At 44.8% G+C, this 23,385-nt stretch carries 20 protein-coding genes; all 20 read right to left on the bottom strand.

Features of this window, described 5'->3' with window-relative positions:
- Nucleotides 1–9: 9 nt before the first annotated feature.
- The 20 genes from GPK81_RS02615 to GPK81_RS18200 all read right to left on the bottom strand — a co-directional run bounded on the left by GPK81_RS02615 (nucleotide 10) and on the right by GPK81_RS18200 (nucleotide 23,371).
- Nucleotides 10–1,971 carry a tetratricopeptide repeat protein gene (locus GPK81_RS02615; RefSeq protein ID WP_215706491.1) on the bottom strand — a complete coding sequence of 654 codons (1,962 nt, stop codon included), beginning with the start codon at nucleotides 1,969–1,971 and terminating at the stop codon, nucleotides 10–12.
- Entirely contained in the window at nucleotides 1,968–3,542 is a 1,575-nt protein-coding gene (locus GPK81_RS02610) for an FHA domain-containing protein (protein WP_215706490.1), read from the bottom strand. Before GPK81_RS02610 ends, GPK81_RS02615 begins: the two co-directional genes overlap by 4 nt.
- A gap of 18 nt (nucleotides 3,543–3,560) precedes the next feature.
- Complete coding sequence (locus GPK81_RS02605; RefSeq protein WP_021977323.1) at nucleotides 3,561–4,850, bottom strand: WG repeat-containing protein; 1,290 nt, start codon at nucleotides 4,848–4,850, stop codon at nucleotides 3,561–3,563.
- A 15-nt stretch (nucleotides 4,851–4,865) separates the two neighbouring features.
- Nucleotides 4,866–5,426, bottom strand: coding sequence for a prepilin peptidase (locus GPK81_RS02600; RefSeq protein ID WP_118071317.1), 561 nt, complete (start codon nucleotides 5,424–5,426; stop codon nucleotides 4,866–4,868).
- 21 nt (nucleotides 5,427–5,447) lie between these two features.
- Entirely contained in the window at nucleotides 5,448–6,158 is a 711-nt protein-coding gene (locus GPK81_RS02595) for a TadE/TadG family type IV pilus assembly protein (RefSeq protein ID WP_021977321.1), read from the bottom strand.
- Between the two features lie 11 nt (nucleotides 6,159–6,169).
- Nucleotides 6,170–8,677, bottom strand: coding sequence for a DUF5702 domain-containing protein (locus GPK81_RS02590; RefSeq protein WP_215706489.1), 2,508 nt, complete (start codon nucleotides 8,675–8,677; stop codon nucleotides 6,170–6,172).
- Between the two features lie 16 nt (nucleotides 8,678–8,693).
- Nucleotides 8,694–9,386 carry a TadE/TadG family type IV pilus assembly protein gene (locus GPK81_RS02585; protein WP_021977189.1) on the bottom strand — a complete coding sequence of 231 codons (693 nt, stop codon included), beginning with the start codon at nucleotides 9,384–9,386 and terminating at the stop codon, nucleotides 8,694–8,696.
- 3 nt (nucleotides 9,387–9,389) lie between these two features.
- Nucleotides 9,390–9,608: a Flp1 family type IVb pilin gene (locus tag GPK81_RS02580; RefSeq protein WP_174087744.1), complete on the bottom strand. Its 219-nt coding sequence runs from the start codon at nucleotides 9,606–9,608 to the stop codon at nucleotides 9,390–9,392.
- Between the two features lie 68 nt (nucleotides 9,609–9,676).
- A complete protein-coding gene (locus GPK81_RS18245) occupies nucleotides 9,677–10,540 on the bottom strand; it encodes a type II secretion system F family protein (RefSeq protein WP_118071321.1) in 864 nt (287 codons plus the stop codon).
- 13 nt (nucleotides 10,541–10,553) lie between these two features.
- On the bottom strand, nucleotides 10,554–11,414 hold the full coding sequence (locus GPK81_RS02570; protein WP_118071322.1) for a type II secretion system F family protein: 861 nt from the start codon (nucleotides 11,412–11,414) through the stop codon (nucleotides 10,554–10,556).
- A gap of 23 nt (nucleotides 11,415–11,437) precedes the next feature.
- On the bottom strand, nucleotides 11,438–12,667 hold the full coding sequence (locus GPK81_RS02565) for a CpaF family protein (RefSeq protein ID WP_215706508.1): 1,230 nt from the start codon (nucleotides 12,665–12,667) through the stop codon (nucleotides 11,438–11,440).
- Between the two features lie 38 nt (nucleotides 12,668–12,705).
- A complete protein-coding gene (locus GPK81_RS02560) occupies nucleotides 12,706–13,980 on the bottom strand; it encodes a YARHG domain-containing protein (RefSeq protein WP_215706488.1) in 1,275 nt (424 codons plus the stop codon).
- Between the two features lie 161 nt (nucleotides 13,981–14,141).
- A complete protein-coding gene (locus tag GPK81_RS02555; RefSeq protein WP_252196579.1) occupies nucleotides 14,142–15,470 on the bottom strand; it encodes an MBL fold metallo-hydrolase in 1,329 nt (442 codons plus the stop codon).
- Between the two features lie 84 nt (nucleotides 15,471–15,554).
- Nucleotides 15,555–16,049 (bottom strand): GNAT family N-acetyltransferase, encoded by a 495-nt coding sequence (locus tag GPK81_RS02550; protein WP_118607853.1) that lies wholly within the window; start codon nucleotides 16,047–16,049, stop codon nucleotides 15,555–15,557.
- A 158-nt stretch (nucleotides 16,050–16,207) separates the two neighbouring features.
- Nucleotides 16,208–16,972, bottom strand: coding sequence for an ABC transporter ATP-binding protein (locus GPK81_RS02545; protein ID WP_215706487.1), 765 nt, complete (start codon nucleotides 16,970–16,972; stop codon nucleotides 16,208–16,210).
- A complete protein-coding gene (locus tag GPK81_RS02540) occupies nucleotides 16,972–17,775 on the bottom strand; it encodes an ABC transporter ATP-binding protein (RefSeq protein WP_215706486.1) in 804 nt (267 codons plus the stop codon). The genes GPK81_RS02545 and GPK81_RS02540 overlap by 1 nt, the downstream gene beginning before the upstream one ends.
- A gap of 100 nt (nucleotides 17,776–17,875) precedes the next feature.
- A complete protein-coding gene (locus tag GPK81_RS02535; RefSeq protein WP_442860739.1) occupies nucleotides 17,876–19,387 on the bottom strand; it encodes an ABC transporter substrate-binding protein in 1,512 nt (503 codons plus the stop codon).
- Between the two features lie 91 nt (nucleotides 19,388–19,478).
- Nucleotides 19,479–20,348, bottom strand: coding sequence for a nickel transporter permease (gene nikC / locus GPK81_RS02530; RefSeq protein ID WP_110102741.1), 870 nt, complete (start codon nucleotides 20,346–20,348; stop codon nucleotides 19,479–19,481).
- On the bottom strand, nucleotides 20,345–21,289 hold the full coding sequence (gene nikB / locus GPK81_RS02525) for a nickel ABC transporter permease (protein WP_215706484.1): 945 nt from the start codon (nucleotides 21,287–21,289) through the stop codon (nucleotides 20,345–20,347). The genes nikC and nikB overlap by 4 nt, the downstream gene beginning before the upstream one ends.
- Nucleotides 21,290–21,421: 132 nt before the next feature.
- Nucleotides 21,422–23,371, bottom strand: coding sequence for a dipeptide ABC transporter ATP-binding protein (locus tag GPK81_RS18200; protein WP_275945126.1), 1,950 nt, complete (start codon nucleotides 23,369–23,371; stop codon nucleotides 21,422–21,424).
- Between the last annotated feature and the right edge of the window lie 14 nt (nucleotides 23,372–23,385).

The raw sequence follows: 23,385 nt of genomic DNA, 5'->3' as shown, positions 1-23,385 counted from the left end.
CTTTTTATCTTATTTTACGCTAAAATCCATGCTGCTGCTTCCTGGCTGCATTCCCACATTGATCACTGCCAGGTCCTGGACTCCTGTTTCTTTTGCGGAAAGACCGGTATTGATCGGATTTGGTACTCCTGCTGTATCCTGCATCGGATTATTGAGAAGATCCATTCCGGCTAACATATCTGCGCTTTCAGCAACCCAGGATCCGCTTAATCCCATTTTGGAAATCTCGCTGATAAAGGCATCCTTTCCGCCCTCCTGTGGAGTCGTTCCATTCAGGTAAAGCTGTGTGCCGTTTACCAGTGCCGCATTTCCTGTCTGGCTTACTGTTCCGTCACTGTTAACTGTATAAAGGGCGATAGCCAGCCTTGCTTCCGGCATTGCATTTTCGCCGCTCATTCCGGAATAATAGCCTGCGATTCCGATATCAACAGAAGTTCCATTATCTTTTACAAAGCATTCCTGTGTTCCGCTGTATGTGATTCCCTCGACTGGATCACCAAAGCCCGGATCTGCTGATTCACTGGCAATCTGCTGTGCCTCTCCGTTTTCTGCCCTGTAAAGTTCAAACTGCAGTTTTCCTCCGGAAATAGAAATCACCAGAAGTTCCGGTCTTCCATCACTGTTAAAATCTCTCTGATCTGTTGCAAGAACGCCATTTACAGATGCCATGCTGGTACTGTCTGTGTAGGAAATGCTTCCTCCTGTATATTTGGAGATTTCCACCTGTGCTACATATGCAGCCAGTACAGCATCGTCATCTGCAGTTTCTGCGGTATTGCTATCTGTCTGCTCTGTACCTGTCTCATCCGTTTGTGAGGTCTCTGTTGTCTCCGTATAAGTCTCTGCCGGACCAGGTGTCGGTATTGCCGGATCATCAGCTGTTTCTGTATCCGGTTCGCTGTAATTTCCATCCTGGTTTTCATCAGAAGTTTCCGCTGGATCTTCATATGCATTATCATCTGTATCTTCATTGGAGGCTTCACCCGGATTGTCGTATGAGTTCTCATCCTGTTCTCCGTTGGAAACTTCTGAACCTCCGGATGGGAGTTCATCCTGACCATATACATCCTCATTGGTCACTTTTGTTGTTCCTGCTTCATCTGACGGATTATCATATGTTTCCGAATCCGGATCTTCCGGATAGTCTGAACTGTCATATGGATTTTCTGTATCTTCCGCATAATCAGAAGCATCCGTGGAATCCGTATCATCTGTTGAATCTCCATCATCTGTTGAATCCGTATCATCCGCGGCGTTCTGATCTGCCCCGTCTTCTGATTCCGTGTTATCCCGATCTGGAGCACTTGTCGGATCAGTCTGATCTCCAGGATGCGGTGCCGCAGTTACTTCACCAACTTTTCCAGAATCCAGACCTGCACCACCCGCACTGTTATTGCTTCCGTCATCCAGTTCATTCGGATCTGTTGTCGGCGTTGGCGTTGCCGTTGGATTTATAATATTAATAATAAGAGTGATATATTTTGTTGTATCCTGTTCTTCTTTTTCAGTCTCTTCTACCTGAGAAGTTTTTCCCTGTTCTTTAAAAATGCTCTTTGTATTTTCAAAAGCGTTCTGATAATCGTTTACACGGGAATTCCATGCAGCGGAATCCTTTTTCACAGAAGATGTGGAAACATTTTTCATATTTTCGCCGGTCTTTTTCAGCATATCCAGTGCCTTTTCCGGCTGTTTCTTTCCATTGTATACTTTTGCAAGTCCCAGAGTCGCATCTGTGGATTTTTTATCAATCTTCAAAGCATCATTAAATGCAACTTCTGCTTTGTCGTATTCTCCTGCATCCAGATATTTGGAGCCCAGGTTCAGATTTTCCTGTAACTGGCTTGCAGTTGCCTTTTTAGGTGTGACAAAAATCACAACTGCCAGAATCACGAGTACGCAGACAATTCCTGCGATCATCGGAACTAATATCTGCGGTGATAATTTTTTTCCGGAATTATTGTTTGGATTCATTTCACATCCCCCTTTCGGAAAATAAACTCTTCATCAGACAGGCGGATCTGATCTCCGTCATTGAGAAGCAGTTTCTGGCCTGGCATTGCTCTGTTTCCGTTCAGGTATGTATAGTTGCTGGAATCCTTATCTTCCAGGTAATATTTACCTTCTTCAAAATGGATCGCACAGTGTTCCCTGCTGATGGTCGGGTTATTGCGGATGCAGATATCTACCATAAGTGCACGCTTACCGATCTTGCAGATCTCCGTCGTGATATGGAACTTCTCCTGTGTATGCAGACGGATCAATGTAGCATTTGGTTTAACTCTTGCTTTCAGAAGTATCGTTGCTTCACTTCCGTCATCCCTCAGCATTACAGTTGCGTCATTGCCGTCATCATCGTCTGATGCAAAACCGGTTCCCGGATTCGGAGTAAAACTTTTTCTCTGTTCTTCGCCAAAACCTGACGTTGGATTCGGAGTGTAGCCTCTTCCCTGAGCTCCGTCATTCCCTGGCATTGGATCTGGGTTATAGCCCCCTGCCGGTTTGTCCCAGAAACCTGGTGTTGGATCTGGCTCATAACCTCCTGCCGGGTCCTCTCCAAAACCTGACGCCGGATCTGGTTCATAACCTCTTCCCGGGTCCTCTCCGAAACCTGACGCCGGATCTGGTTCATAACCTCTTCCCGGTGCTTCTCCGAAGCCTGGCGCCGGATCTGGCTCATAGCCTCTTCCCGGTGTCTCTCCAAAACCTGGCGCCGGATCTGGTTCATAACCTCTTCCCGGTGTCTCTCCGAAACCTGACGCCGGATCTGGCTCATAACCTCTTCCCGGGTCCTCTCCGAAGCCTTCCCCTGGTGAAGGATATGTTTTTCTGTTTTCTTCTGGCGGATTATCCCAGCCTCCCTCATTTGGAGTATTCGCCCAGATATTCTCCGGTCTCTGTGGTGGCATTTCCGGCGGCATTGGTGGCATTTCCTGTGGAAATGGAATTTCTTCCTGTACCTCCTGTTTTTTCTCCATTCGATGGAACAGTCCCTTCAACAACGCCTTCTTTTTCTTCGGTTTCTTTTCTTCAACGTCACCATCCATATCTACAAAACCGCCACCCGGTGTAGGAGGAACCAGTGGGCCACCTTCATCATAATTGGCAGTCTGTCCGGTCTGCTCATGACTAAATCCGTCTGCTCCGCCGCCAAATCCACCGAACTCTGATCTCAGCGGAATGCAAACGACCTTTACTTCTTCTGTTCGTGTATCCACATAGATATTCTGCATCTCTGATACGATTTCCTGCTTTGGAACACCCAGTTCTTCAAAGAAAGTAAGCACATAATTCACCTTCTGCTGAATTTCGATCTGCTTTTCCTGAGGTGCTTCGCTCATCCATGCCATTATGTTCATGGTTCCGGCTATATCATATGTAAAAATAAAACCATTGCCATCCTGATTCGCATTTGCCGGCAACAGAAACTGATTTGCGGTTCCCTGTGTCAAAATGCTCCACGTTTTTTCGTCCAGGACCTCTCCCGGCTTGGATCTGTAGGAAAATCTTGTGTGTCCGTCTTTGAAATCATACTCAAAATTCATACTCTTTATCTCCTTTTCTTAGTATATATCCAGCTGGATCAGTTTCCATTTTCCTTCTGACAGTACTGGTGCAATTCCACTGCTGTTAAAATTCTTGGCATCTGCAAATTGCGGATTTACCACAAAATCACCATTGCTCTTAATAAATCCCCAACTTTCATCCGACTGAACTGCCGCATATCCAATGGCAGAAAAGCTTCTTGCTTTTTCAAACATACAGTCCAGAACTTTTTCTCCTTCTGATGAAACAAATCCCCATTTTCCAGCCTGCTGAACTGCTGCGGGATTTTTGGAAATAAACGGAGAAACTGCTTCATAATTTTCGCCGATCTGTACACCGGAACTGTTAAGCAGCTGATACTGCTCACCGGTTTTTACAAAGACAACACCATTTCTGGAGCAGAAGCCCCAGGCATCCCTGACTACATCGTCAAATCCGAAATCTGTAATAATCTTCAGGTCCTTATCAATAAGAGCCCACTTTTCATCTTTTTTTACTGCTGCAATACCATTAAGCATAGGTGTCGCCGCATCATATTCAAATTCCGTCTTTTCATTGAAATCTTCATCCAGGAATCCATATTTCCCGTTCTTTTTTGCAGGAAGTACCCCTTCATTGAAGGTTCCCAGATATTCATAAGTCTCGTCCGGCTGTCGCCGCTTATAACCGTTTGTATCTATATAATACCATTCGCCGTCTTTCTCAACCGGCGCGAAACCGTTTTCACCAAACATTCCGATATATTGATATTCCGCACGGATCACAGAATTTCCATCTTCATCCAGGATACCCACATCTTCTCCGGATGTGATCCTCATATAATGGTTGCAGGTTTCTGAAATATTATCGTATTCATCTCCGATAAACTGGAAATCTCCTGCTAGAGAATCCAGCTTTGCCTTCAGCGCGCCACTGTTTTTTTTCTTTTTGATGTGTTTTTTCAGAAGGGCAATGGCGTCCTGTTTCTCATCCTGCTCCACGTAATAATCTGCCAGTGTCAGGATTGCCTGTTCATTATCTCCGTCAAGAGAGATCGCACTGTTGCATGCATCCACAAAACCGGAATCATCTCCCATATTTCTGTAATCTTCCGCGATCTTCATATAGATATTTCGGTTATCTCCATCATACTCCAATGCTTTCTTATATTCCAGGATTGCATCGTAATAAATTCCTTTTTCTTCATTTTTCTGAGCCTGCTGGAGACATTTTTTATATTCCATCGGTTTTTCCACTGCAGAAGTAAATGTTGTATACCATGCTCCCACAAGCAGACCGGTCATCATCAGAACCATTAATTTTTTCATACGCACCTCTACGAATCAAAAGCCAAGTAACAAAATCAGGATCGTTCCCACAGAAAAAAACGGAGCAAGCGGAATGGAATCCTTCATGTTCAGTTTTTTGAGGATCAGCTGTACGATCGAATAAAGTGCCGCAAGCGATAAACTCACAACAATGTCAAACCATATCAGAGAGCCTCCAAGATACCATCCCAGCACGGCTGCCAGCTTCACATCTCCCATTCCGACACTTTTTCTGGAAAAGATCCTGGCCAGAAAAAAGATCAGAAATCCCAGCAGCATTCCACCTCCTGCTGATTTCAGGATATCCAGCCAGTAAGAAGGCTTCACTGTAATTTCTCCTGCCAGTATCACTGCCCTTATGACAAACATGAAAAGCAGAAGCTTATTGGGTATAATGGTTTTCTGCTGATCGATAAATCCGAGAAAAACCATAAAAACCGTCAATATCATATATCGGACTGCTTTCAGCCAGTGATAGCCATATTTGCTGAAAAAAAATATCTCGGCTAAAACAAGTGCTGCTATGATCAGAAGGATATATTTTTTTTCTTTTATAAGACTTTTTATATGTTCCATTTTTTCTCCTTGGTCAATCCGTCAGCTGCCTGCCCATACGCGGGTTGAAGCGCAGACACGGTAATGTCTTGTTCCCAGATCAAAGAACGGGAATTCCGTTTTGATATCATAATCCACAACGATCTTTATGTCATTGGTACCTTTTGCACACCAGGAACTTTTGCTGAATTTCATATTGGAAACTCCCAGTTTTTCCAGATATTCGTCTGCATCCTGTCCTCCGGAAGCCACACTCAGCTGCTGCTTCACACAGGATTTTGCAACGACTCCTGTCATATAACTGGCAAGCTTGTTCCATGCGCCGTTTTTCACATAGTTCAGAACACCGTTCACAAACTCCTTGGGATTTTTCTTATATTCTTTCAGCTGATCATATGTAGCTTTTCCCGCCTTTCCGGCATCTGCCACATCCTGTATGGTTCCCTGTCCGTTTGTAACACTTTTGGCTGTATTCTCGATCACTTCCAGATTGGATTTAATGTCCTCCATCTGTTTTGAGAATTCTTCTGATTTTGTATTAAGTCCTTTATATGCGTCCAGAACGCCTGTCTTTTCCAGTATGTAACTGTATTCCGCAACCTCTTTCGCTGCCTGATCCACAGAATACTGGATCAGTACCTGTGCCCTCACACAGGAGATCAGACTGAATATGCACATAAACGCGAACAGGAACATGGGAATAAACAGTGCTGCCTCCACAGTGATCGAACCATTTTCTTTTCTGTCTGACATTGCCCCTCCTGTTAATAAGCCAAAACACTCTTGTAATCTATGATTCTCCTGCCATCATCTGTACTCTTTCCTTTTCCCAGAAATTCCGGAACTTTCGGAAGGAATGTGGTTGATGTCTGTACCTTCGCGTTCAGCGTCAGCATGGTATATTTCTGACTTAGCGTTGAGCCGGTGTTCAGCTGGATACAGTCTGCCGCACGGACGGAGAGATCCTTTTTACCATTCTCATCTGCAAGCTTAACCAGAACAAATAATTTCATGTAATCTTTGTAAGTGAACTTAAGGCCATCCGCTTTTCCCGGCCATACTGCCGACTCTTCTCCGTTAACCAGCGCTACGGTTTCCGTTGCTGCCATTCTCAGCGCATTACAGAAAAGATATCCATATTTTACAACCGGATAAAGCCATGGCTGCCCGGTTGCTCCGCATACAACCGTTGCCACTGTATCTGCTTCTACATTCAGAGTTGAATCCATAAAAACATATAAACTGTCAATGGCAAGCCTTGTTCCATAGAGCTGTGCTACTGCCAGTGTTTTGTTCTTGCCGGTAAAAGCATTTCCATAAAGGATATATTCAATTTCCCCATTCCAGATCACATGTTCGGAAAGTTTGTCATTGCTGAGCGACGTATCTTCGTCTTTGGTCGTGATACAGTTAAACATTTCTGTGGTGTATTCCATGAGATATGCCTGTTCCATTATCCCGCCGGACAGATTGTCCAGGCAGGTCAGAACACTGTTCAGAAGATCCACATTATCCTTGGAACTTTCTACTGCTTTTTTATCTGCACTTACATCTACTTCTGCCGGACTGTTTCCCGTTGCACTTGCTGATGTTTTGGCGATTCCGCTCGGATACTTGGAAGGATACCCTTCTTTTTCTGAAAGGTTTTGCTCTTTTCCGGAATTATTCAGAGAGTCTTTCGTCTGTGTATAATTTCCGCTGGCCTCTTTTGCCGCTTCTCTGTTCTGCGCTCTGGTATCTTCCTGCGTCGTGTCACTGTCTTCATTTTTTACACCGGAAAGGGTGGTCTGATAAAAGGTTGTATCCTCAGGATTATAAAAAGATCCTCCCCTGAACTGTTCATTTAACAGACTTCCACCGATTTCCTCCTCATGCTGGGCCCAGAATGTTTCTGTAGCTGCTGTGCCGCCCATACTTCTTATATATGATGCCTCTTCCTCATCCACAGAAAGTTTTTCAAAATTTCTCGTTACCTTTTTGAATTTCTTTATCATTTCTTTAAAGGCTTTCGCTGTATCTATATTATTCTGAATCGTTTCTTTCAGTTCTTTAAGATCTGTTTCATTAATTTCAATATCTTCTCCGGCACTTTCCTCAACCGTTTCTCCGGCTGCGATCAGATCTTCTTTTGCCTTGTTATATGCTTCTTTTTTAGAAGCAACCTTCCTCCAGCATTTCAGCACGTCATCCAGCGCTGAGTTGGCTTTTTTCCCATTATCTATGATCTCATCCGCTTTTTTCTCCAAAGCCTTAATGCAGGCCTGATATGTTTTGGCCGCATCAGAATAGATTTTATTCATACTGCTGATATTTCCGTTGATCACAGATTTGATGGAATTAAATGTCTGTATTTCTTCTGAAGTAAATCTTTCACTGATTTCAGCTCTCACTTCTGAATCAGCTTCTGCTACCTGATACACAGCAAGTAAAGTTACCATATTTTTATACATCTGATCATCAAATGTAGTATTCCCGCTGTCCCAGCTGAATGGATAATTCAGATATTCTTCAATCACATCATACGTCAACGGATCAGGTGCTTCCTCCGGAAACGGTGCATCAATCTCTTCGTTCAGATATTTCTGCAGTGATTTCGCAGCCAGACGAAATACTGTTTTTTTCTGATATTCCTCCGCAAAACCAGTATCTGTATTTGACAACTGATCTACCGCACCCGTCTGTGCTTCCACAGCTTCCTTTGCCTCCTGTATAGGCTCGCTGAGTTCTGACGCTTTCAGGGCGTATTCTGACTTTGCTTTTACATATTTCTGCTGTTTTTTTACATTGTTGAAAGGAAGCTTCTTGATCTTCCCCACAATATCATCCGCCATATAGACAGGTCCCCGGAATTTCATATATTCCATAACCTGCTGACGGAAAACATCGTTTTCTGCCAGGGATGAAGATGCCACCCCTTTTGCCTCAAAGCCAGTTTCTTCCAGCTGTATCAGTGAACTTAAGCCATCGCTGCTTTCACCTGTCAGATTTTTTGCGTTGATGGATTCTTTGAACATCTGCTCCAGCTTCTGCTGTTCGTCCGGTGAATCCGGAGTTTTTGCCATGGCTGTCAGTCCATATGTATCCTTCAGTTTCTTATCATACTGTGCCAGTGCCGCATTCATGGTCAGATCTCCGGCACCGGATACTACTGTCTTTGACGCAAAAAGGCGGGAAGCATCTACAATAATTCCGCTAAACATCAAGACCGGTACCAATATCAACGTCAGAAGTACGCAGATCGATCCTCTCTGTTTCCCGCAAAATAACTGCATACACTTCCCTCCCCAGTTAAAACAAAAAATTTTTCACCTTATCAAAGGTTTCTCCCAGTTTCTGAGCCTTTCCGTCCAGTCCCAGCTTTTTCAGGAAAAAGTTTCCCATGTCCCAGGCCAGATCCACATTTCTCACAAAGTCCGTGCTGTTGATTGCCGGCTGATATGCCGCCGTATAGATCGTCAGGCTGTCCCGTAGTCCCAGATACTTCAGTATCCCGGGCGTGGAAACAACATACCTGAGTTCTGCCTGTACCGACTTGGACAAAAAGGAACTGTTGACCTTTACATAGGCTTCTGTGCGCCCCATGGAAAACAATGCACTGTTTTTCTGAAGCGCCTGCTGGTAATCTGCTGCCCGCCTGGCAAGCTTACTGTCCACTCCCCATCGGTAGATCTTCGAAGCACTGCCTTTATATGCAGCATAGTAAGATTTCGTCTGTGATTCCGACGGACCGTTTTCCCAGTCAAAATCCACCTTGCTGTTTTTCAGAGGATTTTCATCTGTAAAACTGTCATAGCCAGGGTAAGACGCTTCTCTCGCCAGCTCTGTAGCTGCTCTTTCTACCTGAAAGAAAAAGTAGCTCTCCTGCAACTTGAATAATCCGAAATAGAGCACCACCATGACAATGCCAATGGTGATGGGAAAATAGATGGCGGCTTCTACCATGATGGCGCCTGTTTCGGAGTTATTGTTTTCCCTGTTCATATTTTAGTTATTATCTACAAAATTTGTCAGTTTACCAAATACGTTTTCTACAACATTGCCTATATTAGTATTAAATGTAGCCGCCACGCCAACAACAATAAGAATAATCAGAACAATCGCAACAATCTCAGCAATTCCCTCCTCTTCATTCTTAAACTCTTCCACAAAATTGCGGATTTTGTTTCCTGCGCTGATCCAAAGTAAATTAAGTTTTCTAGTCATACTCTTGTCCTCCATTTTCGTTTGCATTGTGCAATATTTTTATAATAATCGGCTTATGCCGTTTATTATCATACCTGTTGCATTACCGGAACCATAACCATAATCAGAATTCCGATAAGAATCAGCATCATCGGCAAAAGCAATTGTGTATTTGCTTTCTCACCTTTCTGCTTCACTTGACTTTTTTTGACCTCCCACATTTCATCAGAAAGATCTTTCATGAAATAAGCAAGTTCCTCGTTACCTTTATTCAGATTCTGTATGATCAGAGAAGTAAACTTACGTATCTCCTTCACATTACATCGTTCTGCAAAATTTCTGTATGCGTCAATTTCTGCAACACCATTTTCCATTTCGAGATTAGTATTCTGCATTTCCTGGTAAAGTACCCTCTCTCCTGTTATGGAGACTCTTTTCCATGCATCCCTGAGCACCATTCCTGAATTAACCAACAAAGTTAATTTTGATAAGACCTGTGGAAGATCCAGTAAGATTTCCTGTCTTCTTGCCGTCAGCTTATCAAAAAGTGCAAGATCCAGGTATAAAATCAAAAGCCCTCCCACAATTAATCCCATAAATAACAGACCTTTGTTGTTTGACATTGCAGAAAGAAGCATTACAACTATAACAATCGTATATGTATACGTTGTTTTTGCCCCAAGAAGCATATAATAGTAATACTCCGCATATTTTTTCCCTTTGATCTCGGCAATTTCACGTATTTTAGCCTGTGCAGCTCTTGTCTTTGTACTGATATGCAGAATTCTCATAACCGAAAATCCCACACACAAAAGCTCACTCATCTGAAATTCTTTTGCAAAAGAACTGTCTGTATATTTCTGATATTTTTTCCCACCGGTTATGGCCAGATATATCCAGATCAGTGTAAATGGTGTTGCCAGTGCAAGTAAAATCAACTGAAAATAATCCACTGCTTTTCTCTCCCTATATCTTGATATCTACAATTTTTCTTCCCATATAGTAAGCAACTCCGAAAAGAATAAGTACTCCAATCTTTACTATTACATTTAATGGTGTATTCTGCACAATGGACATATTTCCCATTCCATTCAACATTAACATAAGCAATACCGGCAGGATAATCATAATATTCAAATCGTTCTTATTCGCCGTAAGTAAAGTCCGAATCTCCATTTCCATCTCGATCTTATCATTAATGATCTCTCTGGTCTCACCAACCACTCGTCTCATATCACCACCATAGCGGTTGGTCACCTCAAAGATCGTGGCAAAACTTTCGATATCGTCCAGATGGCTTCGTGCCGCAAAATTACTCAGCATCTCTTCAACGCTCTGTCCGTTGTAAATACCATCTACGATCAGTTTCAGTTCTTTTACAATATCTGCTTTTTCTCCATAGATTCCGATCAGATCTCCGCAGGCATCCAAAAAAGCTCCCTGGGTATTTTTACCTGCGGAATAGGATGCGGAAAGAGATTCCATCATATCACGGAACTGGTACAGAAGATTTTTCATTCTTTTGTCTTTCAGATAATCCCGGTATTTCCGGATTCCCGGAACAACAAGGAGCAGCCCTACGATCAGGGAAAAAATCACATTTCTGAAAAATACCATACTGAAGAAAAATCCCACGATTCCGCCCAATAGCGCACCTGTTGCGGTTTCCACCGGATTCAGACGATAAATATAATAATCCTCCGCTGTTCCGAAAACAGGTTTTACAGGTATATATTTGGGAGCTTTAACCTTCTTCTGTTTTATTTTCTGAGGTTTTACTTTCTTTTGTTTTACAGTTTTTGTTTTTGGTTTTTTTTCTTTTTTCATAATCTTCCTTTTGGCCTGATGATCTACAGGCCTGAATGCATTCCGGAAAGCCGCAGTTTATAATCATTATACAGAGGATTTCCTGTGCGTACCAGTCGTCCCTGCACTTTTTCCAGCGTACTTCCCTGGGTTTCCTTGAATACAAATAATGGATTCAGCTGAATTTCTCCGTTTTTACAGCCCAGAACTTCTGTGATCTCCATGGTTCGTCTGGATTTATCACGCAGTCTGGAAAGATGGATGATGATATCCAGTGCGGAGGAAATCTGCTGGCGGATAGCCGGAAGCGGCAGGCCTGCATTTCCCTGCAGCACCATGGTTTCCAGACGGCTCAGCATATCTCTGGTCGAGTTGGCATGGCCCGTAGAAAGACTTCCGTCATGGCCTGTGTTCATTGCCTGCAGCATATCCAGTGCTTCCGCGCCTCGAACCTCTCCAACAATGATCCTCTCCGGTCGCATTCGCAGTGCGGATTTGATAAGATCACGGATGGTTACCTCACCTTTTCCGGAAGTGTTGGCATTTCTTGTTTCCAGACTTACGATATTATCAATATTTACGATCTGAAGCTCCGCAGAGTCCTCGATCGTTATGATACGTTCATCCCGTGGAATGAAATTCGACATGGCGTTGAGAAACGTTGTTTTTCCGGAGCCTGTACCCCCACTGATAAAGATATTATACTTGGCTCTTACCAGTTTTCCCAGAAAATCCGCTGCTTCCGGTGTAATGGAACCATATTTCAAAAGCTGGTCTACCGTCATCGGAGTTCTGGAAAACTTTCGGATGGTCACAATGGGGCCCGACAGGGAAAGCGGCGGCAGGACCACGTTTACACGGGAGCCGTCTGCCAGTCGTGTATCTACGATCGGATTGGCTTCATTGACCTCTTTTCCAACAGACCCTACCATCTTTTGAATGATATTTCTCAGCTCATTTTCGCTGGCAAATTTTTTGTTCAGAGCTTCCAGTCTTCCTGCACGCTCCACAAAAATGTGGAATGGTCCGTTGATCATGATCTCTGTAATACTGTCATCTGCAAGGATCTCATCCAGGATTCCCATTCCACGGATGGAACTGAATACCAGACGTACGATCCTGGAGCGCTCCTGAGGGCTTATCCTGTAATTCACCAGCTTATGGTCTATAATATCCGCAATTCTTCTTCGCAGCTGTTCATCGTTTGCCTTACTCAAAGTCGCCGCATCTGCTATAAGAAAACGCCGGATCTCATTGACAAGACGTCCTGTCATCTCTTCTGAAAGCATAATATCACCTCATTTTCACCGGATCAGTATGTGTATCCATGTTCCTGTTCTACCTCAAGGATCAACTTGGCGTTTGCTTTTTCATATTCATTAAAGATCGTATCCTGCATGGCATCGAACTGGTCTGGATCGTATTGCGGTACATACCATGATTTCGCATTGAAATAATCCTGGAACATCTGGTCTTGGAATCTTCTTCCATGTCTCGCGTAAATCTCATTTCTTGCATACGCCAGCTGGTCTTTGGAAAGGCCTTCCAGCTGATCCCTGGTCAGATATGCGGAATTGCTCTCCGGAAAAATATAATCTCCTGAGCCTGCAGTTGTTGCCGTTGAAGAAGATCCGGATGTTGTACCTGCTGTAGAGTTCTGAGAACTCTGTGTACTGCTGTTTGTGCTTTCTTCCGGCATGGTATATTCCTGTACCGGCGCATTTCGAAGTGCCTCCAGATCTTTATCTGCCTGGCTCTGGGAAGCAGACTGCTGTGTCTGCTGGGACTGCTGACTTTGTGTATTCGCAGACTGTGTGTTTTTCTGTGTACTTTTTTTTGATGGCTGCACCGTTGACTGTTTTTTCTGTGCAGATGAGCTCTGGGGTTTCTGCTCATTTGTGATCTGCAGCTCCTGTGCATCTGTTGCAGCTGACGGTGTAGGTGTCGCAATTTTTACACTTTTCTGTGTACTGCTGTTTTTTGTTGTGGACTGATTGGATGCTGTTGTATTCTGTTTCTCTTCTGTATCAGCTTTTGCTGTTTTGGTGCTGTTCTGTGAGATTTCAGCCTTTGGTGCCTGTGTGATATTCACTACAATATCCGAGGCGCTTCCTCCGGAATTTTTTCCGAGGAGAAGAGCAAGTACGACAACTGTTATCACGAGGATTCCAACTGTACATCCAATACTGATCAGCCATTTTTTCTGATCGCCCTTGTTTCCTCTGTTATCTGGCACTTCCGGCAGTCCGTCATCCCAGATCAGATTATCATCCTGCTGGTTCTGACCAGTGCGCCTGTTGTAAGTCCCATTATAAGTTCCGTTTCCTCTGTTATTATGTGAGCGGTTATAGGTTCCGTTTCCTCCGTTATTATACGGCTGATCATAAGTTCCGTATGTCCCATTTCCGCCATCATTATAGGTACCCGTTCCACTGTAAGTACCGTTTCTGCGATTACCTCTTCCATTATATGTATCTTCACTGCCATAGTCATTCTGACCGCCGCCCGTTTCCAGCGGCGCTCCGCAGTTGTCGCAGAATCTGGCTGTTTTATCTTTTATTTCTGCACCGCATCTTCCGCAATACATACATTCCCGCTCCTTCCTCTGGATTGATATTAGATCTTAATTGTCCAATTTGTTTGAATTTATCTGGTATTGCGATAAATCTTTTCTTTTCCAAAAATTTTATTACATTTACACAATTCTTTCAATATGTGACACCTAGTGTGCCCCCTTTTTTTTACAGATCAGATATCTTTATAATATGATGGTGAAATTACATCGTACTCTCTGCAGGAACATCCATTTTCATAACTGTCGCAGCAGTCACAGTTGGAACAGTACATATGAGCATCATTAATATAAAACAGGCCGCCATACTGCATGGAAGTTCTCTGGTTCTTGGATTTCTTCTTGCTGTTATCGTAGTACGCCCCGTTGGGGATCATCATGTTTTCCGGGGAAAAACCGCTGAAATCGAAGAAATGAGATTCTGTTCCATGATGAGGTACCTTGATGCACCAGTAATGTTCGTGAAGCTGGATCTTTCCGTCATAATTCTCTGCGATCATCTTCATATACTGTGGCTGTACATCTCCGGTGAACAGAAGGTTCAGTTCGCCGTCAATGGTGTTCTGGAATGCCAGGCTGATCTTGTGGCGGAACTGTCGCAGGGAATGGCCCTGTTTTTCCGCACTCTCCAGAAGTGCCTGAAATTCTTCTGTTGCCTGTAATTCACGAAATTTCTTTTCCAGTTTTTCCGGGTTGAGACGACGTACTCTCTCTTTTTCGGTTTCTTCCGGATCTTCTGCTGTATCTTCTATTGCTGCGCCTGCATCTTCATTTGCAAGCACCAGTTTTTCCTGTGTATATTCTTCGTTTTCCCCGCTGTACTCTCTCGGGTCTTTCAAAGAGCTCTCTGGCCCATCTGTATCTTCTGGCACAGACAGTGGCTCCGATTTCTCCTCTGCTTCCAGTGTCTCCTCTGTCATGGACAGAAACAGCTCTCTTACTTCCTCCGCAATGTTCACAAGCTCTGTCATTGCATTTTCGTGATTCTCGATCAGAGAATTAAATACCTCCTCTGTCTCCCGGCTGACTTCACTGAGATCCGGCCAGAGCGCTGTATATTTTCCCTCAAACTCTGAGCCTCTGGATAAAAGGTCGATCTTTACCCTTCTGGCGCAAAGAGCTTCTGCAAGGGCAAAAAGGCTGACACGTCTTCCGGGAAGACTGGCCTTTTTTGTCACATCCGCAAGGAGCAGAAGCGCCAGTGTGTATTTCATTTCCGGACCGGAAAATACATCCGGAAGATAGATCTTTTCAAATTCGTAGGCATCTCTTCGGTAACGCATCATATAAAGTAATCCGGAAACATGGTCCGGATGAAAATGTGTCAGAAGCAGATTTTTTTTGCGGATAGTAGTAAGGTCTGAGATGATCACATCAAAGACCTCTCTCCGTGGCCGCCCTTCGATCTTGCTGTTGGCTGCCCCGAAATCCACAAGCAGGCTGCTTTTTCTGTCACGGATACAGAAACAGTCCCCGAACCCCACATTGTACATTCGTATTCTCATTTATTTTTCCTCTGGTTTCTTATTCAGCTGGTCTCTGTTTCTGCAGCTGACTCTTCTTTTTTCTTCTGTTACTGTCTTCATTTCTCAGAACCAGATCTGCATATCATACCAGGTTGCTCCGCCATGACAGGAATCTGCCACACCCAGCTTCTTCAGTCCGTGGCTCTCATAGAATGGGATCATATGCTCCTTGCAGGTAAGGATCAGGGCTTTTTTTCCACGCTCTTTCGCAAGCTCCTTGAAATATTCCACAAGCTCTCCGGCAATCCCCTGATGACGGTATTCAGGGATCACATTCAGTCCGAATACAGTCTGAATCTCCCCGTCCTTTCTGTGAAGAGTGATATCATGATAAAATTCATCCGGGAGTACTGGTTTATCTGTGGTTCCTCCGTTGATAAAACCTACGATCTGCTCATCCTTTACTGCTACAACGAAATTCTCCGGGAAGGCTCCCATACGCTTCACAACTTCCTCATGACTTGCCGCCTCCGCAGGTGGAAAACAGATTGCCTCGATCTCTGCCAGACGATCCGCCTCACCGGGATCTGACAGTCTGATCTGTAAATTTTCTGCCATTTTTTGTGGTCTCCTCTATATTTATTCCGTTTTCATCCGGTTTCGATTCTTTTTTAATTATATCGGGTGAGAGAAAATGCGTCAACGTATAACCTGCAAAAAAGCCCTCAGTATTCGCACTACTGAGGGCTTCGCTCTTTTGTTTTTATCTGTTATTATTACAGTACCGACCGAATCAGCTGCTCCGTATACTCTGTCTTCGGATGCTCAATGATCTCTTCCGGTGTCCCTTCCTCTTCCACATGTCCGTCATGCATCACGATCACCCGGTCGCAGAACAGCTGGACAAGGGCCAGGTCATGACAGATAAAAAGAAAGGACAGCTGGTTTTCTTTTTTTAACTGCTGAAGCAGTTCCATGATCTGTTTCTGCACAGTCACATCCAGGGCGCTGGTTGCTTCATCACAGATCAGCACTCTGGGTTCCACAGCCAGGGCTCTGGCAATAGCCGCTCTCTGGCACTCCCCTCCGCTGACCTGATGGGGATACCGATCTGCATATTCCGGAGTCAGTCCGCAGGTAAGCAGAAGCTTTTCCACACGGTTCCTGGTTTCCTTCTTACTTATCCCCATATTCCGGAGACTTTCCCCGATCCCGTCCCCAAGAGTGCATCTGGGGTCAAAGGATTCTGCCGGTGTCTGAAAAACCATCTGCATTCCCCGGTAGATTTCCCGGAGATCTTTTCCCTTTGCATGTGTGATATCCCTTTCCATGAGAAAAATTTCTCCGGCGGTGGGTTCTGTCAGATGTGTGATCATCTTCGCCACAGTGCTTTTTCCTGAGCCGGATTCCCCTACGATTCCTAATACTTCCCCCGTTTTCAGAGAAAAGCTTACGTCTTCTACAGCCGTGAAGGATTTTTTACCGGTGGTGAAGCTTTTTTTCAAATGATGTACTTCCAGAATGTTTTTATTTTCTGTCATCATCTGCCTCCATTTCCGGTACCTGTACGTTTCAAACGAGGTACCGAACTCATAAGCTCTTTTGTATAGGGATCCTCCGGATCTGTCAGAACCTGAGCTGTTTTTCCGTATTCCCTCACCTTTCCGTTTTTCAGTACCAGAACCTTATCTGCCATTTTTTCCACCACGCTGATGTTGTGTGTGACAACGATCATGGCTGTTCCGTATTCCTTACGCATCAGCAGCATTTCCTCAACCACCTGTTTCTGTATGGTTACATCCAGAGCACTGGTAGGCTCATCTGCCAGAAGAAGCGACGGATTCTGCAGCATGGAAATACAGATTCCCACACGCTGATTCATACCACCGGACAATTCAAAGGGATAGCTCTTTAAAACACGCCCTCCATCTTTGAGCCCGATCTTCGCCATCATTTCCAACGCACGTCTGTCGCATTCATGGCGGCTGATCTTTTCGTGTTCACGGAGACTTTCATAAATCTGGTCACCTACGGTACGGATGGGGCAAAGAGCTGCTCCTGAATCCTGAAAGATCATGGCGATCTCCGGTCCCAGAAGTGTGCGGAGTTCTTTTTCCTGCATATCCACTACATTTTTTCCTTTGTACCAGATATCTCCTTCTGTCACCATGCCTTCGTTTCCCAGAAGTCCCATGACTGCCTTGATGATGGTGCTTTTTCCGCTTCCGGACTCTCCTACCACTCCCAGGATCTCTCCCCTGTTCAGTTCCAGATTTATATCCTGTACAACGTTTTCTCCATTATAGCAGATCGTTACATGTTCAAATTTCAACAATGGTTCCATCTTAACTCCTCGTTTTTTCCCGACAGATACCGCAGACATTTATATTACATTCTGCTGTACATTTATCTTCGTTTGGGCTCACATTCTTCTGTCCCTGTCATTATTTCACTTCCAGATCCGCCGTGATCTCATAATAATCGCAGGGATGCGCAGCCAGCCCTGACACATTTGCCTTCGATACAAGCCCCATATTCAGATGGGAAACAAAGAAATACGCATCATCATCCAGGATCGTCTGCTGTGCTTCAATGGCAAGTTTACTTCTCTCATCAGTATCAAAAGTCTCATGCATCTTCGTTACGATATCATCCAGCGCAGCATTGCTGTATTTACCATAATTCTTGGCAGCGTCAGATACAACCGTACTTGTAAAAAAATACTCCGGATCACCGGTAGGTGCCGTTGTAAGAGAACTTACATATACGTCAAAATCGCCGTTCTTCGCATAAGTTGCATGATCTGCCGTGTTGTTTACATTTACCTCAATTCCGATGTCCTTTAAAGTGGACTGTGCATATTCGGCAAGCTTCGGCTGCTCCAGACGTGTAGGATAGGTCAGCCATGTAATAGAAAGTTTTTTTCCATCCTTATCTACATATCCGTCACCATCTGTATCCTTCCATCCGGATTCTTCCAGAAGTTTTTTTGCCTCTTCCGGATCATAAGACGGTGCCTTCACTGCATCATTTCCATAAGAAAAACTGCCCGGGAAAGCACCCACTGCCGGAACGCCCCGTTCCTGCATGATCACGCTGCAAAATCCCTCTTTATCGATTCCCATCTCAATGGCTTTTCTCACATTCTGATCCTGCATCAGCTCTGATTCCATGTTAAACTGTCCGAAGAAACAGCGGCTTGTTGCCACGGAGCTGATCTGATAATCCGGATTTCCGTCAAACAGGGCATAATTATCGTACTGAAGCCCGTAAGTTCCCTGCACATCTCCTGTCTGTAATGCTGCTGTCAGGGCACTTCCATCTGAGAAAGATTTTACGATAACGTTGTCTGCCTTTACATCTCCGCCCCAGTAATCCTCATTTTTTACCAGCTTGATCTCTGTTGGGGATACCTCTGTTGCAACATAGGGGCCTGTTCCTGCCACATTTGCAGAGCCACCCTCTCCCTGTACGCCATAATCCATATCAATGATGGCACCATACGGGTCACCGAGATAATTGATCAGTGCCGGACATGGTTCGGAAGTATGGATTGTTACTGTCATTCCATCTGCTTCGATCTTATCGATCTTCATATCGTAAGGTGCACGGTCATGGTTTGCGATCAGATCTTCCAGACATTCCTTTACCGCTTCTCCGTCCATGGTTCTTCCGCTGGAAAATTTCACACCGTCACGAAGGGTGATCTTTACTGTATTATCGTCTGTAAATTCATAGTCTGTAGCAAGCCATGGCTCTACCTCCATGTTGTCATTGTACTTAAACAGTGTTTCTCCTACACCATAACGCAGACAGCTCCATCCGGAATAATTGTCGTGAGGGTTTAATCCTGCATCTCCCATTTCTTCACTGTATCCGGTAGTTCCGTAAACAAAGGTAGTTCCTTCACTCTTTTCTTTGCTTTTTGCTGCTGCCGGAACTCCCGTCATGCTCATGACCATTGACGCAGCAAGCATTGCTGCCAGAATCTTTTTCTTCATAATCTCCGCTCTCACTTTCTGTGTTATGCTTATTTATAAGTGCCTGTTATCCTCTTCTCCTGTTTCGTTCCTTCGGATCCATATAATCACGGATCGTATCTCCCAGAAGATTAAAGATCATTACTGTAATAAAAATCGCCATTCCCGGCGCAAGTACCATCCACGGTGAAATCTGCAGCATACTTCTTCCATCGTTGATCATACTTCCCCATTCTGCCATTGGAGGCTTTACACCAAGTCCGAGAAAGGAAAGTCCTGCCAGCTCCATCATCATGGTTCCGATATCAAGAACTGACGTAACAAGTATGGGGCCTGCAATATTTGGAAGGATATGTTTGAGCAGAAGCTTTCCTGTACTGCTCCCGGAAAGCTTTGCCGCCATAAGATATGCAGAGTCCTTCTGAGTCAGGGTAAGCCCTCTGGCAAGTCTTGCAAACTTCGGCCAGCTGATCACCGCCAGAGCAATAATGGCATTTTGGATACCGCCTCCCAGAACACCTGCTACTGCCAGGGCAAATACCAGTCCCGGAAAAGCCAGGAACAGATCGGAGATACGCATCAGAACAGTATCGGCTTTGCCGCCCTTCCAGCCACAGAAAATACCAATAGCCGTTCCCACCACAGTGATCACTGCAACTAGGAGCAGCGTTGCATAAATACTGGTCGTACTTCCTATGATCACACGGGAAAGCATATCTCTTCCATAACGGTCTGTCCCGAGCAGATGCTCCGGTCCCGGCGGTTTCTGAGCAAGTGCCAGATCCTGGGCATAAGGATCATAAGGGCAGAGATATTTTGCAAATGCCGCTACAAACAGAAGCAATGCTGTAAGCACAAGAAAAAAGACAAGCTTTGCTTTTGTATGATTTTTCCGGATCTTCTGTTTCCGGACTGTGATATTATTTTTTCCACTCATGCTCTGTCACCTCCAAGTCGTACTCTCGGATCCAGATAGTGGTAAATAATATCTGTCACCAGATTTACCAGAACATAAATAACCGCCATCCATGCCACATAAGCCTGGATGATCGGATAGTCACGCATGGTGATCGCATCTACCGCCAGTTTTCCGACACCATCCCACATAAAGATATTTTCCACAATGGCAGTTCCTCCCAGAAGATTGCCGATGGACAGAGCCAGCAGTGTGATGATCGTCAGCATGGAAGCCTTCATTACATTCTTCCAGATGATCACACGACTGCGGATCCCTCTTGCCCGGGCTCCGGTCACATAATCCTTATTCAGTTCTTCCAGAACCGTGGCACGCACCTGTCTGGTATATTTTGCGGCCATGGAGATCGCCAGTGTCAGTGTCGGCAGAATAATACTCTGTCCAAGATCTGTATTTGTGACTACCGGTAAAACGCCCAGCCTGATGGACAGAAAATACATCAGGACCATGGCAGCAAAAAAATTCGGCATGGAATTGCCGATAAAGCTTAAAAATCTTATCAGATAATCTACCCATTTGTTGTGCTTTACTGCTGATAGGATTCCCAACGGGATCGCAAGAACAATCGTAAGAAGGATCGATGACAGAGTCAGCATCATCGTTGCCGGAAGCTTTGAAATAAAGGTTTCATAGACATCTCTGTGAGACACATAGCTCTCTCCCATATCTCCGGTTGCCATTCCCGCAAACCAGGCAGCATATTGTACAAGGAATGGTTTATCAAGGCCATATTCTGCCTTTGCATTATCAATGACCTCCTGGGATACTGCAGAGCCTGCATTTTCATACATATAAGTTACTGCATCTCCGCCGGCAAGACGCATCATGGCAAAAGAAAGAAAGGTGATCCCGATCAGGACCGGGATCAGCTGCAGCAACCGTTTTATTATATATTTTCCCATATTTTCCTCTCCGCACTTTGTTTCTCAGTATTTCGAATAACAAAAGTTTAACAACACGGCTGTTCTGCCACAACCCCGGCGGGGGGATTTTACATATTCCATTTTGTCATGCATATGTATTCCATTATGTTCTTATATTCTCACACAATGACATGCGGATAATTCTTTCCAGCCCTCTCCAAGAGACTGTGGCTCTTCATACTCGATCAGCCTTCGTTTTCTCTCTTCCAGCGGATCCGGGATATGGAGCGCAGAAAGCAGGGACTGTGTATAAGGATGCTGCGGATTTTCAAAAAGCTCTTTTGTAGGTGCCATTTCTACCAGCTTTCCGTTTTTCATCACACCTGTTGTATCACTTAAAAAACGTACCATTGACAGATCATGGGCAATAAAAAGAAAAGAAAATCTTTTTTCCTGCTGAAGCTTTTTAAAAAGCATGACGATCTGTGCCTGGATAGAAATATCCAACGATGCGATCGGTTCATCTGCGATGATAAGACGTGGTTCCATGAGAAGGCTTCTTCCTATGGCAACTCTCTGTCTCTGTCCGCCGGAAAGCTCTCCCGGCTTTTTCGACAGAATGCTTTCATCCAGTCCTGTCTCCTTCAGGATTTCCCGAAGCCTGTTCTCCAGCATTTCTCTGTCACGGATCCTGCGGCTGATCTTTACAGGCTCCAGCATGATCTGCCGTATGCTCATTCGGGGATTCAGTGCAGCGCCCGAATCCTGAAAGATCATCTGGATCTCAGTCTGCATTTTCTTCCGCATTCCGAAAGGATCCTTTTTATCCGGCACTCTTTCTCCCTGATAAAAGATCTCCCCGCCTGTGGGCCGGTAGATTCCTGCAAGCGTTCTGGCTGTTGTGGATTTTCCGCAGCCGGTCTCTCCCAACAGTGCCATGATCTCACCTTCCCGGATACGGAAGGAAACATCATCCACTGCATGGATCGTATAATCGGAACGGATACGGAAATGCTGCTTCAGATTTCTGGCTTCGATCAGTACAGGCGCCTGTTTCTGTTCTGTTTTCTGTAAAAATGACGCTTCCTTTTTATCCGGTTTCTGTTTACGGCCGCTGTTTTCCTGTAATCTGTCCTTCAAAATGGCGGGCTTTTCTATTTTCGGAGCTCTTTCATCCAGAAGCCATGTGGCTGCATAATGCGTATCACTGACTTTAAACATCGGCGGAGTCTGTTCATAATCGATTGCCAGCGCCTGGGGATTTCGAACGGCAAATGCATCTCCCGGCGGAGGATTCAAAAGAGAGGGCGGCATTCCGGGGATCGGATTCAGCTCCCCTTTTTCACCTGCAAATACAGGCAGTGAAGACAGAAGTCCCCAGGTATAAGGATGCCGGGGATCATAATAAACCTCTTCCGCTGTCCCGATCTCAATGATCTTTCCTGCATACATAACTGCAACTCTGTCTGCGATCCTTGCAACAGCTCCCAGATCATGAGATATGAACACAATACTGATCCCTGTTTTTTCTCTCAGCTCAAGAAGCAGATCCAGAATCTTTGCTTCCACGGTTGCATCCAGTGCTGTAGTCGCCTCATCGGCAAATAATATTTCCGGATCACAGGCCAGTGCAATAGCCAGCACACAACGCTGACGCATTCCTCCGGAAAAAAAATGAGGTTGCAGTCCATATCGCTGTTCTGCATCCGGAATCCCTACCAGCTTCAGCATTTCCACAGCTCTTTTTTTCGCCTCATCCCTGGATACTTTCTGATTTTTGATAATAGCCTCTGTGATCTGTTTGCCAACAGGGATCGTCGGATTCAGCGTCAGCATAGGATCCTGGAACACCATGCTTACCTTACTTCCGCACAGCTTTTCCATTTTTTTTCTTTTATAGGCTGTGATATTCTCTCCGCAGAGACTGATCTCTCCGCTTTTTACATGTGCATTCGGTGGCAGAAGCTTCATCACGCTACGGCACATAACGGTTTTTCCACATCCGGACTCACCTACGATACAAAGTATCTCTCCTTTTTTTACCGTGAGATCAACATTCCGGACGGCCTGTACCTTGCCGTCCGGTGTGTCAAAGCTTACCGAATAGTTTTTTAATTCCAAAACGGTTTCCTGCA

The sequence above is a fragment of the Blautia sp. MCC283 genome (assembly GCF_018785565.1).
Taxonomy (GTDB): Bacteria; Bacillota; Clostridia; order Lachnospirales; family Lachnospiraceae; genus Blautia_A.
This window is presented reverse-complemented; position numbering and strand designations above follow the sequence as displayed.

Coding starts and splice junctions, on each gene's coding strand:
- GPK81_RS02550 (WP_118607853.1), bottom strand. CDS start 16,049: ATGGCAGAAAATTTACAGATCAGACTGTCAGATCCCGGTGAGGCGGAT.
- GPK81_RS02535 (WP_442860739.1), bottom strand. CDS start 19,387: ATGAGCATGACGGGAGTTCCGGCAGCAGCAAAAAGCAAAGAAAAGAGT.
- GPK81_RS02545 (WP_215706487.1), bottom strand. CDS start 16,972: ATGACAGAAAATAAAAACATTCTGGAAGTACATCATTTGAAAAAAAGC.
- GPK81_RS02540 (WP_215706486.1), bottom strand. CDS start 17,775: ATGGAACCATTGTTGAAATTTGAACATGTAACGATCTGCTATAATGGA.
- GPK81_RS02590 (WP_215706489.1), bottom strand. CDS start 8,677: ATGCAGTTATTTTGCGGGAAACAGAGAGGATCGATCTGCGTACTTCTG.
- GPK81_RS02570 (WP_118071322.1), bottom strand. CDS start 11,414: ATGAAAAAAGAAAAAAAACCAAAAACAAAAACTGTAAAACAAAAGAAA.
- nikB (WP_215706484.1), bottom strand. CDS start 21,289: ATGGGAAAATATATAATAAAACGGTTGCTGCAGCTGATCCCGGTCCTG.
- GPK81_RS02565 (WP_215706508.1), bottom strand. CDS start 12,667: ATGACAGGACGTCTTGTCAATGAGATCCGGCGTTTTCTTATAGCAGAT.
- nikC (WP_110102741.1), bottom strand. CDS start 20,348: ATGAGTGGAAAAAATAATATCACAGTCCGGAAACAGAAGATCCGGAAA.
- GPK81_RS02595 (WP_021977321.1), bottom strand. CDS start 6,158: ATGTCAGACAGAAAAGAAAATGGTTCGATCACTGTGGAGGCAGCACTG.
- GPK81_RS02580 (WP_174087744.1), bottom strand. CDS start 9,608: ATGACTAGAAAACTTAATTTACTTTGGATCAGCGCAGGAAACAAAATC.
- GPK81_RS02610 (WP_215706490.1), bottom strand. CDS start 3,542: ATGAATTTTGAGTATGATTTCAAAGACGGACACACAAGATTTTCCTAC.
- GPK81_RS02555 (WP_252196579.1), bottom strand. CDS start 15,470: ATGAGAATACGAATGTACAATGTGGGGTTCGGGGACTGTTTCTGTATC.
- GPK81_RS02560 (WP_215706488.1), bottom strand. CDS start 13,980: ATGTATTGCGGAAGATGCGGTGCAGAAATAAAAGATAAAACAGCCAGA.
- GPK81_RS02585 (WP_021977189.1), bottom strand. CDS start 9,386: ATGAACAGGGAAAACAATAACTCCGAAACAGGCGCCATCATGGTAGAA.
- GPK81_RS02600 (WP_118071317.1), bottom strand. CDS start 5,426: ATGGAACATATAAAAAGTCTTATAAAAGAAAAAAAATATATCCTTCTG.
- GPK81_RS02605 (WP_021977323.1), bottom strand. CDS start 4,850: ATGAAAAAATTAATGGTTCTGATGATGACCGGTCTGCTTGTGGGAGCA.
- GPK81_RS02615 (WP_215706491.1), bottom strand. CDS start 1,971: ATGAATCCAAACAATAATTCCGGAAAAAAATTATCACCGCAGATATTA.